This is a genomic window from Actinosynnema sp. NPDC023587, from assembly GCF_040640215.1.
In the GTDB taxonomy this organism is placed as follows: Bacteria; Actinomycetota; Actinomycetes; order Mycobacteriales; family Pseudonocardiaceae; genus Actinosynnema.
Genome location: NZ_JBFABG010000001.1, coordinates 85,278 through 100,956, shown reverse-complemented (window position 1 = coordinate 100,956; position 15,679 = coordinate 85,278). Strand labels below are relative to the sequence as shown.

Sequence of the window (15,679 nt, the reverse complement as noted above, 5' to 3'; positions counted from 1 at the left end):
GGCGACGCCGGGGCGGCGCGCGAGCCGCCCCGGCGTCCGGTCACCGCTGCCGCCGGGGCGTCGTGCCCCACACCCGCCCCACGGACGGCGTGGTCAGAACAGTGTTATTTCGCTGATTCCACAAACGCCGCAAGGTCTTTCGACTGCTGCACGCGGCTCGGTTCGTGCACGTACATCATGTGACCGGCCGGGTAGTAGGCCGACTCGATGTTCTCGTGCAGCTCGGCCGGGATGTTCAAGTGCGCCAGCACGTGCTCGGCCGCGTAGTACGGCGTCGCGCCGTCGTAGTGACCGTACGCGACGTGCACCTTGAGGTCCGGGTTGGCGCGCATCGCCGACGACAGCTTGTTCGCCACCGTCACGTGCGTGCCCTCGAACTCCTTGTACGACCAGGGGTGCACCGTCCGCGACAGGATCTCGTAGGGCAGGTCGTTCTCGTACCCCAGGTCCGCCCGCAGGTAGTGGTTCAGCGCCGCCGTGTACGGGCCCATGATCGCCGAGTACGACGGGTCCTCGCTGAACAGCTCGCGCCCGTAGTCCACGTCCGCCCCGGTGAAGCGGGAGTCCAGGCGGCCCACGACCCTGCGCCGGGAGCGCAGCAGCTCGGTGAAGAACCGCACGTGCTCCACCCGCAGGTTCACCCGGTCCACGTAGTCCTCGGACAGCCCGGTCAGGGCCGCGTACCGGGCCACCGCCGACGCGCGCTCCTCCTCGGACAGCCGGTGCCCGCGCGCCAGCGCCCACGGGTAGTCCCGGGACGCGAAGTCCTCCGCGTCGGCCAGCACGTCCGACAGCGACCGGTCGCCGTGCAGGCCGTGGTAGTGCGCGATCGCCGCGTAGGTCGGCAGGAACAGCGAGTACGGCAGGTCGTTGCCCTCGCTGAAGTCGAGCGTGCCGAAGTCCAGCACGGACGAGATCAGCATCAGCCCGTTGAGGTACATGCCGTAGCGCACCTGGAGGTGCTCGGCCAGCGCCGCCGCGCGGGTGGTGCCGTACGACTCGCCGGCCAGGAACTTCGGCGACATCCACCGGCCGTGCCGCGAGGTCCACAGCCGGATCACCTCGCCGACCGACTCGACGTCGCCCTGGAACCCGTGGAACTCGCCGGGCTTCTCGCCCTGCACCGCCCGCGAGAACCCGGTGGACACCGGGTCGATGAACACCAGGTCGCTGTGCGCCAGCAGGGTCTCCGGGTTGTCCACCAGGTCGTACGGCGGCGGCGCGAGCTCGCCCACGTCGCCGGAGACCACCCGGCGCGGCCCGAGCAGCCCCAGGTGCAGCCACACGCTGGACGAGCCGGGCCCGCCGTTGAACGCGAAGGTGACCGGGCGCTTGCCGGCGTCCGCGCCGTCCAGGGTGTAGGAGGTGAGGAACACCTCCGCCTTGGCCAGGTGCCCGTCGAACTTCCCGTCGGTCAGCACCTCCTTGCGCAGCACCACCCGACCGGTGGTCGTGGTGTAGTTCAGCTTGCGCCGCTTGACGGTGATGCTGTGCTGGGTGGTGACGAGGTCGTCGGCAGGGGTGACCTTGCCGCGGGCGGCCTGGTCCGCTGGGGTCTGCTCGGCCCCGGTGTCCTTGTCGGTCATGGTCGAACTCTACGTTCGGGGCGGGGGTCCGTGCGTTCGCTTTCCGAGCTGGACCGGAGCGTGACGACGTGCCGGGCGTGCCCGCGCCTGGTCGCCTGGCGGGAGGAGGCGGCCCTGGTCAAGCGGGCCGCCTACGCCGACCAGGTGTACTGGGGGCGGCCGGTGCCGGGCTTCGGCCCGGCGGACGCCCGGCTCGCACTGGTCGGCCTGGCCCCGGCCGCGCACGGCGGGAACCGCACCGGCCGGATGTTCACCGGCGACCCCTCCGGCGACTTCCTGTACGCCGCGCTGCACGCGGTGGGCCTGGCGTCGCAGCCCACGTCCGTGCGCGCGGGCGACGGCCTGGAGCTCCACGGCACCCGCATCACGGCCCCGGTGAAGTGCGCGCCGCCCGCGAACAAGCCGACCGCCGAGGAGCGCGACACCTGCCGGCCGTGGCTGGTGGAGGAACTGGCGCTGCTGCGGCCCACGCTGCGCGCGGTGGTCGTGCTGGGCGGGTTCGGCTGGCAGGCGCTGCTGCCCGTGCTGGCCGCCGGCGGGGAGGTGCCCCGGCCCGCGCCGAAGTTCGGCCACGGCACGTCCGTCGCGCTCCCCGCGCGGGACGGCGGGCCGCCGCTGGAGCTGTTCGGCAGCTACCACGTGTCGCCGCACAACACCTACACCCGCCGGCTGACCGCCGGGATGCTCCAGGACGTGCTGCGCCGCGCCGCCGGGGCCGCCGGGCTGGAGACCGTCACCCCGTGAGGTGATCTCGGTGCACCAACGGATGAGCGGCCGTGCGGTGCCCGGTGTCCGCTCCCAGGGTGGGACGCGTCGCCTACCCCCTGGAGTGAGCATGCGCTTCCGCGCCGCCGCCGCCGTTGCCGCCGCAGTCCTGTCCCTGGTCGTGCCCGCCACCGCCCTCGCCGCCGAGGGGTCGTTCGAGTACCGCTTCGGGTACCCGGGCGGCCCGTCCTGGGAGTCGGAGCTGACGGACCCGGCCAGCGCCGAGTGCCTCGACATCCCCGAGGTCCTGGGCAACGAGGACGCCTGGGCGTTCCGGCCGCGCAACCACACCGACGCCACCGCGACCGTGTTCAAAGACGGCGGATGCTCGGGTGAGCACTACAGCCTCCGGCCGGGTGCCAAGGCGTCCGATCGGCTCATGATCAGGTCCGTCGTCTTCTCCTGAGGTCCCGAAACCTCAACCCTTGGTCAAATCGCGGGATTTCCAGCCGGTGTGGCGTGCATCATTCCGTCATGAGACCCCGGCTCGTGCTCGCGCTCCTCGTGGGTGCCGCGCTCGTCGTGGTCGCGATCGCGGCCGGCGGGACGTCTCCGGTGCCGTACGCGGCCACGCGCGCGGCCGACGACGTGGTGCCCACGCTGAACCCGGTGCAACGCCAGTCCGACCTGAACGACATCGCGCCGTCCGAGGCGGGCGGCTCGCTGGTGGCCGTCTACCTGGTGCTGGTCGCGGCCTCGCTGGTCGTGGTGGTCGGCCTGCTCGCCGGCCTGCGGCTGCCCCGGCGTCGCCGGCGGGGCGCGGGCCGCGCCGTGGAGACCGCCGACGCCGGGGCCGAGTCCGCGCCGGACCTCCTGGTGCGCGGCGCGCGGGAGGCGCTGGTCGAACTCCGGGCCCGCGCCGGCGGGCCGCCGCGCGACGCGGTGGTGCTCTCCTGGCTGCGCCTGGAGCAGGCCGCGGCGGACAGCGGCGCGGCGCGCCGGCCCGCCGAGACCCCCACCGAGTTCACCGGGGCGCTGCTGGCCCGCCACCGGGTCGACGAGCGCGCCGCCGGCGCGCTGCGCACCGCCTACCAGCGGGCGCGGTTCGGCACCGCCGAGGTCACCGACGCCGACGCCCGCACCGCCGAGGACGCCCTGGAGCGGATCGTGCGCGACCTGGGTGACCCGCGATGACCGGGGCGGAGCGGGGGATCACCCCGATGCTGGGCATGGCCGGCGCGCTCACGGCCGGCGTCGTGGTCGGCGGGGCCACCGCCTTCGCCCTGGTCCGCGCCGGCGCGCCGGTGCACTGGGCCGTGCTGGTCGCGCTGCCCGCGCTGGCGCTGGCGATGCTGGTGGCACGCCTGCCGCGAGCCACCGACGTCGTGTGGGCCCCGCCGCCCGCGCACTTCTCCACCGCCACCTCCGTGCAGGCGAGCAGCCTGGCCGCCCGACTGGCGGAGGCCGCCGTCGACCAGGACCGGTTCGCCGTCCGCATCCAGCCCCGGCTGCGCCGGCTGGTGGAGGCCCGGGTGCGGCAGCGGCACGGCGTGCCGGACCTGGCCGACCCGCGCGCCGCCGCGCTGCTCGACCCCGAACTGCACCGCCTGGTCACCGATCCGGGCGCGTCCCTGCCCGACCACCGCACGCTCACCCGGCTGTTGGAGAACCTGTGACGTCTGCATCCCACATCGGAGCCGAGGGCAAGGCCGTCCTGGACGCGGTCGGGGCCGTCGTCGTCGGCCGGCAGCGCTCGGTGCGCCTGGCCCTGGCCGCGATCCTGGCCGGCGGGCACGTCCTGCTCGAAGACGTGCCCGGCCTGGGCAAGACCCTCATGGCGCGCTCGCTCGCCCAGGCGCTGCGGCTGGACTTCACCCGCCTCCAGTGCACGCCCGACCTGCTGCCGGCGGACGTGACCGGCTCGTTCATCTACGACCCCGGCGACCGGGAGTTCACCTTCCGCGCCGGTCCGCTGTTCACTGGCCTGCTGCTGGCCGACGAGATCAACCGGACGCCGCCCAAGACCCAGTCCGCGCTGCTGGAGGCCATGCAGGAGCGCCAGGTCACGGTCGAGGGCCGGACGTTCCCGCTGCCCCGGCCGTTCCACGTGCTGGCCACCGCCAACCCGGTCGAGTACGAGGGCACCTACCCGCTGCCGGAGGCCCAGCTCGACCGGTTCCTGCTGCGGCTGGACGTCGGCTACCCGCCCGCCGACGAGGAGGTCGAGGTGCTGCGCCGGCGGCTGGTCCGCAAGCAGGAGGAGGCCACCGTCGAGGCGGTGCTGGACACCGAGCGGCTGCTCGCGCTCCAGCGGGGCGTGGAGCAGGTGGCGGTGGACGACGACATCCTGAGGTACTGCGTGGACCTGGCCTCCTCGACCCGCGCGCACCAGGCCGTCGAGGTCGGCGCGTCGCCGCGCGGCGCGTTGGCGCTGGTGCTGGTCGGCCGCGCGCTGGCGGTGCTCGACGGGCGGGACTTCGTGCTGCCCGAGGACGTCAAGGAGTGCGCGATCCCGGCGCTGGCCCACCGGCTGACGCTGCGCCCGGAGACGTGGACGTCGGGCGTCACCGGGGTGGAGGTCGTGACCGAGCTGCTCGACCGCGTGCCCGGCCCGGCCGCCACCCGGTCATGAGCCGGGGGCAGCGCATCAAGGAGGCGCTGACCAGCGGGCGCGGCGCGCACTGGCACCCGACCGACGCCCTGGTGCGCGGGGTGGCGCTGGGCGTGGGCCTGGTCGTGTTCGGCGGGCTGTTCCACCGGGTCGAGCTGGTGCTGTTCGGCGCGCCGCTGCTGCTGTCGACGCTGATCGCGCTGGTCACCACCACCGGCGGCAAGCCCGACGTGCGGGTGCGCGGCCTGGCCCGGACCGGCGAGGTCGGTGCGGCCAGGTCCCTGGTGGACGTCGACCCGGGCGTCGGTGCCGAGGTGCTGGCGATCCGGCTGCCCTCCGGCGGCACCGGGCTCGGCCCGGTGCACCTGCTGCCCGCCGCCGCGTCCTCGATCGAGGTCGTGCTGCGCCGCGACGCCTGGGGCGAGGGCGTGGACCTGCGGCCGGACCACCTGGTGGCCGGACCGGACGGGCTCTTCGCGCACGGGCCGGTCACCGCGGCCGAGCGCGGGCGGGTCCTGCTGCCGCCGGTGCACCAGTTGCCCGCCGGCCTGCTGCCCGCGCGGGCCAGGGGCCTGGTCGGCGCGCACCGGACGTGGCGGCCGGGCGACTCGGTGGAGCTGCGCGACATCCGGTCGTTCCAGCCGGGGGACCGGCTGCGCCGGATCGACTGGCGGGTGTCGCTGCGGGCGGGCACCCTGCACGTCCGCGAGCACCACGCGGAGGCCGACGCGGACGTGGTGCTGGCGCTGGACACCCGGTTGGACGTCGAGCAGGACCTGGGCGAGTGGTCGACGGGGGCCAAGGGCGTGACCACGCGGGCCGGCGGGAGCCTGGACCTGGCGGTGCGCGCGGCGGCGTCGCTGGCGGCCGGGTACCTGCGGCAGGGCGACCGGGTCGGGCTGGTGGACCTGGGCCGGCCGCAACTGGGCGTGCGGGCGGGCGCGGGGCGGCGGCAGTTGCTGCGGCTGCGCAACCAGCTCGTGGTGTGCGCGCGGTCGGCGGGGTGGGCGCAGAAGCCCGTGCTGCGGGCCGAGCAGGTGCCGCACGGCGCGCTGGTGGTGGTGCTCTCGCCGTTCCTGGACGCCGAGGTGGTCGAGCTGACGGTGCAGGCCGCGCGGCGCGGCAACGTGGTGCTGGCGGTGGACGTCCTGCCGGAGGGGCTGGTGCCCGACCGGGAGTCGGAGTGGGGCGCGGCCACCCTGAAGGTCCTGGAACTGGAGCACGAGGTGCGGCTGGAGGCGATGCGCCGGCACGGCGTCCCGGTGGTGACCTGGGACGCGCGGGCGGCGGCCATCTCCGGCGCGTTGCGCGAGGCCGCGCGGCCGGGGAGGCGTCGATGAGCGCGGACCCGCCGGTCGGGGCCGGAGCCGACCAGGAGCCGGTGGTCGTCCGGTTGGCCGGGGGCCTGCCCGGCTGGGTGTTGCGGGCCGGGATCGGCGTGGTGGCCCTGGTCGTCGCCGGCATCCTCTACGCCGAAGGGGTGATGGTCGCCCCGTTGGTGCTGTACCTCGGGCTGGCCGGGGTGACGGCCGCGATTCCCGCGTCGGCGGCGGTCGCGCTCCTCGTCGCCTACCCGGCGGTGGCGATCGTGGTGCAAGGCGGCCCGCCGGTGCGGCCGGGGGTGCTCGTCCTGGTCGCCCTGGTGCACCTGCTGCACGTGCTGTGCGCTTACGCGGCGCTCATACCCGTCCACTCGCGCGTCCACCCGAAGGCGCTCCGGGCGGCCGGGCTCCGCTTCCTGCTGGTGCAGGCCGGGGTGCTGGTCCTGGCGGCCCTCCTGCTCCTGGTGCCGGGCGGCCGGACGGGCGAAACCGTGGAGGTGGTCGCGCTCGTGAGCGCGGTCGGCCTGGTCGTCGGCGCGGTCGCGCTGCTGCGCCGGCGGAGCTGAGAAAAGGGGGCGGTGAGCTCAGCGGTAGCTGAGCTTCTGGATCGTTCCTCTCAGCACGTTCACCCACTTGAGCGGCGCTGCCGCTGGTCAGAGCGCTGCGTGTCCCGCATCACCCGGCGACTGTGGTCACAACGGGCCTCGCGGAAGCGTCGGAAACGGCCGTCCGGTGCGACCATGGGCGTATGGCTGCTGTGAAGTCGCAACCCACACGGATCGTGATTGTCGGCGGTGGGTACGTCGGCATGTACACCGCGCTGGGATTGCAGAAGAAGCTGCGTTCCGGTGAGGCGTCGGTCACGGTCATCGACCCACAGCCGCACATGACCTACCAGCCGTTCCTCCCCGAGGCGGCGGCCGGGTCGATCGAGCCGCGCCACGTGGTGGTGCCGCTGCGCAAGGTCCTCAAGCGCTGCCACATCGTCACCGGGCGCGCCACGAGGATCGAGCACGCCCGCAAGGCGGTCACCGTCGAGCTCGCCGACGGCCACGTCGAGGAGATCGAGTACGACGTGCTCGTCTCGGCGCTGGGCGCGGTCTCGCGGACCCTGCCGATCCCCGGCCTGCCCGAGGTCGGCATCGGCATGAAGACCATCGGCGAGGCCATCTACCTGCGCAACCACGTGCTGTCCCGGCTCGACCAGGCGGCCAGCACGAAGGACCCGGAGACGCGCAAGCGGCTGCTGAGCTTCGTGGTCATCGGCGGCGGCTTCGCGGGCATCGAGACGCTGGCGGAGCTGGAGGACATGGCCCGCTACGCGCTGCGCTACTACGAGGGCCTCAAGCCCGAGGACATGCACTGGGTGCTGGTCGAGGCGGCCGGGCGGATCATGCCCGAGGTCAGCGCGAAGCTCGGCGTCTACACCGTCGAGCAGTTGGAGAAGCGCGGCATCACCTGCTACCTGGACACCCGGGTCAAGTCGCTGGAGGGCGGTCACGTCGTCCTGGACGACGGCACCGAGTTCGACTCGGAGACCATCATCTGGACGGCCGGCATGAAGGCCAACCCGATGCTGCGCAACACCGACCTGCCGCTCGACGAGCGCGGCCGGGTGCGCTGCACGGCCGCGATGCAGGTCCAGGGCCTGCCCGGGGTGTGGTCGGCGGGCGACTGCTCGGCCGTGCCGGACCTCTCGCGCACCGAGGAGGACCCGACGGCGACGTGCGTGCCGAACGCCCAGCACGCCATCCGCCAGTCGAAGCTGCTGGCCAAGAACATCGTGGCCACCCTGCGCGGCAAGCAGACCAAGGACTACCGCCACAAGTACGTCGGCTCGGTCGCCGGCCTCGGCCTCTACAAGGGCGTGGGCGACGTGTTCGGCCTGCGCTTCAAGGGGGTCGTCGCCTGGTTCATGCACCGCAGCTACCACGTGATGTTCATGCCCACCGTGAACCGCAAGTTCCGGGTATTCGTGGACTGGACGCAGGCCCTGTTCTCGGGCCGCGAGGTGGTCGCGCTCGGGCAGATCCACGAGCCGAAGGCGGAGTTCGACCGGGCCACGAAGAGCTGACCGGCGGTGCGCCCGCTGCGCTGTTCGGTCGCGGTGGGCAAGCACCCGTCTGGCTCAGGTCCGGAACTTGAGCCCCCGAACAGCGTAATGGGCAGCGCGTCACCTTGACATTGCGTAACGTGAACCCGAGACTACGACTGGTGCGCCACCAAAAGTGTGACGTACCAGTGGGGAGAGAGGTGACCGCGATGTCGCTTGAGGAGCTGGCCGCACAGCTTCGCCGCGGTGAGATCGAGGACCGTGCCCTGGCGGAGTACGCCGCCGAGTACGCCACCGCCGGAAAGGTTTTTCGCAGCAAGAAAGACGACTGAGCATGCCCGCTTCCGGGTGGGGGGACGACTCGTTTCCCCCGCCCGAGGCCGTCAAGCCCGTCAGGCCCACCCCGCTGCTGCTGCAAGGTCAGGACTACACCTTCCGGTCCCCGGCCAAGAACCTGGACTTCCAGGAGCAGGTGCACCGCCTCGGGATGGTCGACGAGGGTGACGGCAGCCCCGTGCCCTGCGTGCTGGTGCTGGCCCGCGCCACCGACATGGAGATGAACGCGCTCTCCCTCGCGCTGGCCGAGCGCGGCATCCGGATGGCCCGCATCGACGCCGACCGCTGCGTCGACCTGCCGCTCACCGTCTACACCGATGCGCCCCTGCTGGAACTCGACCGCTGGCTGCTGCGCCCGCTGCTGGTGTGGCGCAGGCACTTCGAGCTCTCCGCGCTCCAGGTCGAGCCCGGCACGCTGGCCGGCGCGTACGCGTGGGACCAGTGGGGCTCGGTGGCGAACTGGCTGACCACCCGCGCCGACTGGGCGCACGTCAACCCCACCCGCAGCTCCGCCCACCTCGACCGGCTTACCCAGCTCTCCGACGCGGCGGCGTTCGGCCTGAAGGTCCCGCGCACCACCGTCACCACGCGTCCCGGCCGGACCCGGCCCGGCGGCGCGCGGTGCATCGTCAAGACCGCCGGGCGGCACCTGCTGGAACCGCGCCCCGGTGTGCAGCACGGCCTGTTCCCGCGTCCCCTGGAGACCAGCCGGTCCGGCGACGTGCCGGAGTCCGCACCGGTGATCGTCCAGGAGTACGTGCCCGCCGACACCGAGCTCCGGGTGTTCGTCGTGGGGGAGCGGACCCTCTCGTTCCAGGTCGACAAGATGGACCCCGCCCAGCTCTGGGTGGACCCGGAGGCCGTTCGGGTGACCCCGGTGGAGACGCCGGCGAGGCTGGCCGGGCGGTTGCTCGCCTTAGCCCGGCACTGGCGCTTGCAGGTCGCGGCTTTCGACCTGCTCGTCACGGGCGGCGACCACGTGTTCCTGGAGGTCAACGTCAACTGCGACTGGCGTTGGTTCGAACACCGCGCCGAGGACGAACGGGTGTCCGACGCCGTGCACGAGTGGGTCGCGGCGCGTTTCGAGGAGCTGCTGAGTGCGGGTAAAGGTCGCTGAGCACGCGGCGTTGTTCTACCAGGACGGTGCTGTGGTCTGGGACGACTACCTGCACCACCGCCAGTTCGCGATCAGCGAGACGGCCGAGCTGCTGTGCCGCAAGTTCGCCCGGTTCACCGACGTGGACGTGCTGCTCGGGCCCCTCGTCGAAGCCGACCGGGTCGCGCTGCGCAAGGTGCTCGACGAGCTGGTCGACGCGGGCGTGCTGCTGGTCGAGGGCTCGCCGCAGCACGACGCCGAGCGTCGGATGCTGGCCGGCTGGGGGCCGTGGGGCGCGTCCGCGCGGCACTTCCACTTCGCCAGCCGGACCTTGGCCGACGCGCCCTACCAGGGCTCGGACGAGCACGACGCGATCCTGGACGTGAAGCTGACCCGGGAGCCGCCGCCCGCGCCGTTCCGCACGTGCGGCGGTCCCACCGTGCCGCTGCCGCCGTTGCCGGCGAACCCGGCGTGGGCGTCCAGCGGCCTGCTGGAGGTGCTGCTGGCGCGGCGCACCACCCGGGAGTTCGGCGCGGCCCCGGTCGCGCTCGGCCAGGTGGGTGAACTCCTCGGCGTGCTGGCCGCGCCGTCGCCCGCCCGGCCCCGGATCGGGCGCACCGGCACGGTGTTCAAGACGAGCCCGTCCGGTGGCGGGCGGCACCCGGTGGAGATCTACGCGCACACCCGAGGGGTCGTCGGCCTGGCCGACGGGTGGCACCACTACGAGGGGCTCGCGCACGCACTGGAGCCGCTCGGGGTGGTGTGGTCACCCGCCGCGATGGCGGAAGCGGCGGGTGATCAGGACTGGGTCGGGCAGGCCCCGTTGGTCCTCGCGTACACCGCGGTACTCGAACGGACCAGATGGCGTTACGACACGTCACGGGCTTATCGGGTTGTGCAAATGGACGTGGGCCATCTGTCGCAAACCGCTTATCTGGTTGCTACCGCACTGGGTTTTGGTATCGGCTTCACCGCAGCATTGCGGGATGAACTCGTAGAACAGGCTCTGCGCTGTGACGCTTATCACGAAGTGGTACTCGGGATGAGCGCCATGGGTCCATTACCTGAATGAGCGCAATAGCGGATCGCATTGAGCCGTGCGGGGGACTTGTGCCGAACCGGCCACACGAACGCTCGGTAACGGCTTAGGCTTCTCGCTGCCCCCGTAGCCCAATCGGTAGAGGCAGGCTCCTTAAAAGAGTCACAGTACGGGTTCGAATCCCGTCGGGGGCACGTGCAGCGCACCCTTCGTCGTCACCCGACTGCCGAGTGATCACGAACGAGCGATGCGGTCGGCCGCCACCGGCTTCTTCACGTCGCCGGTCGGTGATCCCGCGTTTCCGCTTGTCAATGCCCCGAAAGGACCGTCGCCACCCCTGGTGGTGGGGTGACACCCAGCGGCCGGGGGTACTGGTCCGCCGGCGCGGTCAGCCCGAGTGGTCAGCCCCGAGTCGTCAGCCCCGAGTCGTCAGCCCTGGGCGGCCACCCAGGCCCGCACGACGTCGTCCAGCACGGCCAGCGGCAGCGGCCCGCCGCCCAGCACCAGGTCGTGGAACGCCCGGATGTCGAACCGCTCGCCCAGCGCCCGTTCCGCCTCGGCCCGCACCCGCTGGATCTCCAACCGCCCCACCATGTACGCCAGGGCCTGGCCGGGCGCGGCGAGGTACCGGTCCACCTCGGACTCGACCTCCACCCGCGCCAGCGGCGTGTTCTCCAGCAGGTACCCGACGGCCCGCGCGCGGCTCCACCCGTGCGCGTGCAGCCCGGTGTCCACGACCAGCCGGCCGGCCCGCATCGAGTCCATGGCCAGCATCCCCAGCCGCGCCACGTCGTCGGAGTACAGCCCCATCTCGTCGGCCAGCCGCTCGCAGTACAGGCCCCAGCCCTCCAGGTAGCCGGTGATCGGGGCGACCCGGCGCAGCACCGGCAGGTCGGCGAGCTCCTGCGCCAGCGCGATCTGGAAGTGGTGGCCCGGCACCGCCTCGTGGAACGCGGTCGCCTCGGCCTGGTAGCGGAAGCGCTCCCGCACGCGGTGCGTGTTGGCGTAGTAAGTGCCCGCCCGCGTGCCGTCCATCGACGGCGGCGCGTAGTACGCCGTCGGCGCGCCCGGCGCGTCCACGGCCGGCACCGGCTCCACCGCGCAGCGCTTCGCGGGCAGCCGGCCGAACCAGCGCGGCGCGGCCTCCTCGGCGCGGGCCACCGCCTCGCGCGCCGTGGAGATCAGCTCCTCCTCGGACGTCCAGCGCAGCGCCGGGTCGGTGCGCATGCGCTCGAAGACCGCTGCGGTGTCCCGGGTGCCGAACACCCGCTCGCCGAGCTCGGCGTACTCCTCGGCCAGGTCCGCCACGATCGCGAGCCCGGTCTCGTGCAACTCCCCGGGAGACCGCGTCGTGGTGGTCTGGGCGCGCGCCAGACCGGCGTACACGGCTTCGCCTCCGGGGAGCCAGCACAGGCCCGCCCGGTCCGCCGGACGGCCGCTGAGGGCCGCCACGGCGTCCCGGTACGCGGCGAACGCCGGGCGCACCTCCTCGGCGATCAGCCGGTCGCGCTCGGCGGTGAACGCCGCGCCGCCCGACGGCCGGGCGAGGGGGTCCTCGTCGGCGGCCAGGTACCGGTCGAGGTGGGCGACCGAGGCGTCCACGAGGTGCTGGACCGGCGTGCGGCCGGCGGCGGACCCCGCGACGTGCCGCCCGGCGAGCGTGCGCAGGAACTCCGGGACGGCGGCGAGCCGGGACAGGTAGGCGCGCTCCTGCTCCTCGTCCGCCGGCGCGACCAGCGGCAGCACGGACAGCAGTTCGCCCGCCGGGCCGAAGAACGAGTCGGTGATCGTGTACTCGACGGCCCGCGCGTCGAGCACGTCCACCGCGGATTCGGCCTGCTGGACGATCACCGCGCGGGTGACCGGGTCGTCGTCGTCGGGCAGCGCCCGCGCGCGTTCCGCGATCCGTGACGCGGCGGCCCTGGTCGATTCCCCGGTTTCCGGCCGGTGGTCGGTGAGCAGGTGGTCGTACCCGGGCACCCCGCACACCGTCGCGCCCAGCGGCGACAGCCGGAACACCAGGTCGAGCAGTTCTTCCGCGAGCGCGGCCGTCGTATCCATCGGGCACCCCTGGGCCTAGGCGGGAAAGCGAGAACGGTACTTAGCCTAAATAACGATTTACAGCCGGTCCAAATAGGCGAGCACCGCGAGCACCCGGCGGTTGTCGTCCTCGGACAGCGGCAGCGCGAGCTTGCCGAAGATGTTGGCGGTGTGTTTGCCCACCGCTTTCTCGGTCACGAACAGCCGCGCCGCGATCGCGCCGTTCGACCGGCCCTCCGCCATCAGCGACAACACCTCCCGCTCGCGCGGGGTCAGCGTCGCCAGCGGCCGGTCCCGCCCGCTGCGCGCCAAGAGCTGCGTGATGACCTCGGGGTCCATCGCGGTGCCGCCCGCCGCGACCCGCCGGATGGCGTCCACGAACTGCCGCACGTCCGACACCCGGTCCTTGAGCAGGTAGCCGACGCCGCCGGCCCGGTCGGACAGCAGCTCGCGGGCGTAGAGCTGCTCCACGTACTGCGAGAGCACCAGCACGGGCAGGCCGGGCACCCGCTTGCGCGCCTCGATCGCCGCCCGCAGGCCCTCGTCGGTGAACGTCGGCGGCAGCCGCACGTCGACCACCGCCACGTCCGGGCGGTGGTCGACCAGGGCCTTGAGCAGGGCGGGACCGTTGTCGACCGCCTCCACCACGTCGAACTCGTACGCCTGGAGCAGGCGGATCAGGCCGTCCCGGAGGAGGACGAGGTCTTCACCGAGGACAACGCGCACGGCAGCTCCATGGTCACGATCGTCGGCCCGCCCACCGGGCTCGCGATCCCGAGGGTGCCATCGAAGGCGGCCAGCCTGCGCTCGATTCCGCGCAATCCCCCGTTCCCGGTCGCCTCGGCACCACCGCGACCGCTGTCGCCGATCATCAGCCCGAGCCGGCCGTTCTCGTGCCGCACCCGCACCCACGCGCTCGTCGCGCCGCTGTGCTTGGCCACGTTGGTCAACGTCTCGGCGACCGCGAAGTACGCCGCCGACTCCACCGGTGCCTCCGGCCGCCCGTCCAGCACCAGGTCCACCTCGACCGGCAGCGGGTGCGCCAGCGCCAGCGCCCGCAGCGCGCCGTCCAGCCCCCGGTCGGCGAGCACCGGCGGGTGGATGCCGCGCACCAGGTCGCGCAGCTCGGACAACGCCTGCGACGACGACTGGCGCGCCTCGACCAGCAGGTCGCGGGCCGCGTCCGGGTCCCGCGACAGCAGCTCCTCGGCCATGCCCAGGCTCATCCCCAGCGCCACCAGCCGGGCCTGCGCGCCGTCGTGCAGGTCGCGTTCGATCCGGCGCAGCTCGGCGGCCTGCGCGTCGACCGTGTCCGCCCGCGAGTCGGCCAGCTCGCGCACCCGGTGGGTCAGCGCCTCGGTCTGGCTCGGCGCGAGGAACCAGCGCACGAACCGCGCGTGCAGCCGGACGAGGCGCGGCGTGGCCCACCACGCCACCGCCAGGTAGCCGGCACCCAGCAGCGGGGCGATCAGGAACCCGCCCGGCACGGTCGGGGTGATCCCGGAGTAGTCCAGGCCGTCCGCGCCGAGCAGCCACAGCACCGGGGTGGCGAACCCGAACAGCCCGCCCAGCCACAGCGTCGCGGGCAGCACGCCGCAGAGCACCCCGACCACCGCGTTGAGCGGCAGGAAGGCCAGCTCCTTCCACGTCTGCGGATCGGTGGCGACGGCCCGCACCCTGGTCATCGGGCCCCGGTTGGCCGGCACCCGGTAGGGCAGGGCGATCTCCTCGCCCAGCACGGCACCCGCCCACCACCGGTGCAGCCGCAGGTACTGACGGGTGAGCGCGGTGAACAGCAGCAGCAGCGGCACCCCGACCGTGACCAGGATCAGCGGGTACGCGTAGAGCTGGAGCGGGATCAGGGGCAGGCCGATCACGCACAGCGGCACCCGGGCCAGGGCGTGCGCCGCCGCCGTGAGCCGGGTCCCCGCGCCGCGCACGAGGTCGTGGTCCGTCATGCGGGTGATTCTTCCGGTCGGCCGGGGGGAAAGCGGTGGGCTTAACCCCCCGATCAGAAGTCGAGCACCGCGCCGTCCGGCAGCACCTCGACGCCCGCTTCGCGCAGCTTCGCGTACTCGTCGGACTCCGGGTCGAGCACCGGGTTGGTGTTGTTCAGGTGGGTGTAGATCCGCCGCACACCGGGGTGCCGGCGCAGCTCGGGCAGCGTGTGGGTGATCGGCAGGTGGCCCATGGCCGACTGCCCGCCGGGCCGGCCGGTCGCCGAGCCCATCTCGGAGGGCGCGTAGAACGTGCCGTCGAGCAGGACCGCGTCCGCCTCGGCCACGAGGTCGTCGAACCCCGGCGGCCACCCGGCCAGGCACGGCGCGTAGAGCACGATCCCGCCCGTCGCCGGGTCGAACACCCGGTAGGCCACCACCCAGTGCCCGGCCACCGGCGACTCGCCCGCGTACCTCGGCCGCTTGCCGCTGACCGGGAACGCGGTCACCTCCAGCCCGCCCGCCAGCGGGAAGGTCTGCTCGGGCTCGACCTGCCGCCACGTCCACTCGGCGTACTCGTCCAGCACCGACCGGGTGTCGGCCAGGGCGTGCAGCACGGTCGCGGGCGCGTGCACCCGCAGCCCCACCGCGCCCCGCAACGTGAGCAGGCCCGACGTGTGGTCCACCTCGGCGTCGGTGAGCAGCACGCCGCGCACCGGCGTGTCCCGGGGCCCGGGGCCGGGGTCCAGCAGCGGCGTGGCGGTGATCTGGGTCCGGATGTCGGGCGAGGCGTTGAGCAGCCACCAGTCCGCGCCGTTCCCGCTGACCGCCAGGCAGTCCTGGGTGCGCGCGGGCAACCGGCCGGCGCGCACCTGCGCGCACGGCCCGCACGCGCAGTTCCACTGCGGCACACCGCCACCGGCGGCCGTTCCGAGCAGCACGACCTTCACCGCG

The 15,679-nt window shown here is 73.4% G+C and carries 16 protein-coding genes and 1 tRNA gene; 12 read left to right on the top strand and 5 right to left on the bottom strand.

The window, feature by feature from the left end; genetic code table 11:
• Positions 1-104 precede the first annotated feature (104 nt).
• The gene (locus AB0G01_RS00500; protein WP_360937789.1) at positions 105-1,586 is read right to left on the bottom strand and encodes a peptidase S10; all 1,482 of its coding nucleotides are present in this window, start codon (positions 1,584-1,586) and stop codon (positions 105-107) included.
• A 30-nt stretch (positions 1,587-1,616) separates the two neighbouring features.
• On the opposite strand from AB0G01_RS00500, the gene AB0G01_RS00495 reads away from it, so the two are divergent.
• The 12 genes from AB0G01_RS00495 to AB0G01_RS00440 all read left to right on the top strand — a co-directional run bounded on the left by AB0G01_RS00495 (position 1,617) and on the right by AB0G01_RS00440 (position 10,942).
• Positions 1,617-2,330, top strand: coding sequence for a uracil-DNA glycosylase (locus tag AB0G01_RS00495; RefSeq protein ID WP_360937786.1), 714 nt, complete (start codon positions 1,617-1,619; stop codon positions 2,328-2,330).
• 91 nt (positions 2,331-2,421) lie between these two features.
• On the top strand, positions 2,422-2,757 hold the full coding sequence (locus AB0G01_RS00490) for a hypothetical protein (RefSeq protein WP_360937783.1): 336 nt from the start codon (positions 2,422-2,424) through the stop codon (positions 2,755-2,757).
• 68 nt (positions 2,758-2,825) lie between these two features.
• Positions 2,826-3,485: a DUF4129 domain-containing protein gene (locus AB0G01_RS00485; RefSeq protein WP_360937780.1), complete on the top strand. Its 660-nt coding sequence runs from the start codon at positions 2,826-2,828 to the stop codon at positions 3,483-3,485.
• A complete protein-coding gene (locus AB0G01_RS00480) occupies positions 3,482-3,967 on the top strand; it encodes a hypothetical protein (protein WP_360937777.1) in 486 nt (161 codons plus the stop codon). Before AB0G01_RS00485 ends, AB0G01_RS00480 begins: the two co-directional genes overlap by 4 nt.
• The gene (locus AB0G01_RS00475) at positions 3,964-4,923 is read left to right on the top strand and encodes a MoxR family ATPase (RefSeq protein ID WP_360937774.1); all 960 of its coding nucleotides are present in this window, start codon (positions 3,964-3,966) and stop codon (positions 4,921-4,923) included. Before AB0G01_RS00480 ends, AB0G01_RS00475 begins: the two co-directional genes overlap by 4 nt.
• A complete protein-coding gene (locus tag AB0G01_RS00470; protein WP_360937771.1) occupies positions 4,920-6,242 on the top strand; it encodes a DUF58 domain-containing protein in 1,323 nt (440 codons plus the stop codon). Before AB0G01_RS00475 ends, AB0G01_RS00470 begins: the two co-directional genes overlap by 4 nt.
• On the top strand, positions 6,239-6,790 hold the full coding sequence (locus AB0G01_RS00465) for a hypothetical protein (RefSeq protein ID WP_360937768.1): 552 nt from the start codon (positions 6,239-6,241) through the stop codon (positions 6,788-6,790). The genes AB0G01_RS00470 and AB0G01_RS00465 overlap by 4 nt, the downstream gene beginning before the upstream one ends.
• 182 nt (positions 6,791-6,972) lie before the next feature.
• Positions 6,973-8,298: an NAD(P)/FAD-dependent oxidoreductase gene (locus AB0G01_RS00460; RefSeq protein WP_360937765.1), complete on the top strand. Its 1,326-nt coding sequence runs from the start codon at positions 6,973-6,975 to the stop codon at positions 8,296-8,298.
• Between the two features lie 188 nt (positions 8,299-8,486).
• Positions 8,487-8,609 carry a hypothetical protein gene (locus tag AB0G01_RS00455; protein ID WP_015098199.1) on the top strand — a complete coding sequence of 41 codons (123 nt, stop codon included), beginning with the start codon at positions 8,487-8,489 and terminating at the stop codon, positions 8,607-8,609.
• A 2-nt stretch (positions 8,610-8,611) separates the two neighbouring features.
• Entirely contained in the window at positions 8,612-9,730 is a 1,119-nt protein-coding gene (locus AB0G01_RS00450; protein ID WP_360937761.1) for a hypothetical protein, read from the top strand.
• Positions 9,711-10,781 carry a SagB/ThcOx family dehydrogenase gene (locus AB0G01_RS00445; RefSeq protein WP_360937758.1) on the top strand — a complete coding sequence of 357 codons (1,071 nt, stop codon included), beginning with the start codon at positions 9,711-9,713 and terminating at the stop codon, positions 10,779-10,781. The genes AB0G01_RS00450 and AB0G01_RS00445 overlap by 20 nt, the downstream gene beginning before the upstream one ends.
• Before the next feature lie 87 nt (positions 10,782-10,868).
• Positions 10,869-10,942: transfer RNA gene (locus AB0G01_RS00440), tRNA-Leu, on the top strand.
• 235 nt (positions 10,943-11,177) lie between these two features.
• Here AB0G01_RS00440 and AB0G01_RS00435 read toward each other — a convergent pair.
• From AB0G01_RS00435 to pqqB, 4 genes are read right to left on the bottom strand one after another with little or no spacing between them, the layout of a single operon-like run.
• The gene (locus AB0G01_RS00435; RefSeq protein ID WP_360937755.1) at positions 11,178-12,809 is read right to left on the bottom strand and encodes a DUF885 domain-containing protein; all 1,632 of its coding nucleotides are present in this window, start codon (positions 12,807-12,809) and stop codon (positions 11,178-11,180) included.
• Positions 12,810-12,866: 57 nt separating this feature from the next.
• Positions 12,867-13,514, bottom strand: a complete 648-nt coding sequence (locus AB0G01_RS00430) for a response regulator transcription factor (RefSeq protein WP_360937752.1) — start codon at positions 13,512-13,514, stop codon at positions 12,867-12,869.
• Positions 13,466-14,746, bottom strand: a complete 1,281-nt coding sequence (locus AB0G01_RS00425; RefSeq protein WP_360937749.1) for a sensor domain-containing protein — start codon at positions 14,744-14,746, stop codon at positions 13,466-13,468. Before AB0G01_RS00425 ends, AB0G01_RS00430 begins: the two co-directional genes overlap by 49 nt.
• A gap of 53 nt (positions 14,747-14,799) precedes the next feature.
• A complete protein-coding gene (gene pqqB / locus AB0G01_RS00420) occupies positions 14,800-15,675 on the bottom strand; it encodes a pyrroloquinoline quinone biosynthesis protein PqqB (protein WP_360937746.1) in 876 nt (291 codons plus the stop codon).
• Between the last annotated feature and the right edge of the window lie 4 nt (positions 15,676-15,679).

Coding starts and splice junctions, on each gene's coding strand:
- AB0G01_RS00435 (WP_360937755.1), bottom strand. CDS start 12,809: ATGGATACGACGGCCGCGCTCGCGGAAGAACTGCTCGACCTGGTGTTC.
- AB0G01_RS00450 (WP_360937761.1), top strand. CDS start 8,612: ATGCCCGCTTCCGGGTGGGGGGACGACTCGTTTCCCCCGCCCGAGGCC.
- AB0G01_RS00485 (WP_360937780.1), top strand. CDS start 2,826: ATGAGACCCCGGCTCGTGCTCGCGCTCCTCGTGGGTGCCGCGCTCGTC.
- AB0G01_RS00460 (WP_360937765.1), top strand. CDS start 6,973: ATGGCTGCTGTGAAGTCGCAACCCACACGGATCGTGATTGTCGGCGGT.
- AB0G01_RS00480 (WP_360937777.1), top strand. CDS start 3,482: ATGACCGGGGCGGAGCGGGGGATCACCCCGATGCTGGGCATGGCCGGC.
- AB0G01_RS00470 (WP_360937771.1), top strand. CDS start 4,920: ATGAGCCGGGGGCAGCGCATCAAGGAGGCGCTGACCAGCGGGCGCGGC.
- AB0G01_RS00455 (WP_015098199.1), top strand. CDS start 8,487: ATGTCGCTTGAGGAGCTGGCCGCACAGCTTCGCCGCGGTGAGATCGAG.
- AB0G01_RS00465 (WP_360937768.1), top strand. CDS start 6,239: ATGAGCGCGGACCCGCCGGTCGGGGCCGGAGCCGACCAGGAGCCGGTG.
- AB0G01_RS00490 (WP_360937783.1), top strand. CDS start 2,422: ATGCGCTTCCGCGCCGCCGCCGCCGTTGCCGCCGCAGTCCTGTCCCTG.
- AB0G01_RS00425 (WP_360937749.1), bottom strand. CDS start 14,746: ATGACGGACCACGACCTCGTGCGCGGCGCGGGGACCCGGCTCACGGCG.
- AB0G01_RS00500 (WP_360937789.1), bottom strand. CDS start 1,586: ATGACCGACAAGGACACCGGGGCCGAGCAGACCCCAGCGGACCAGGCC.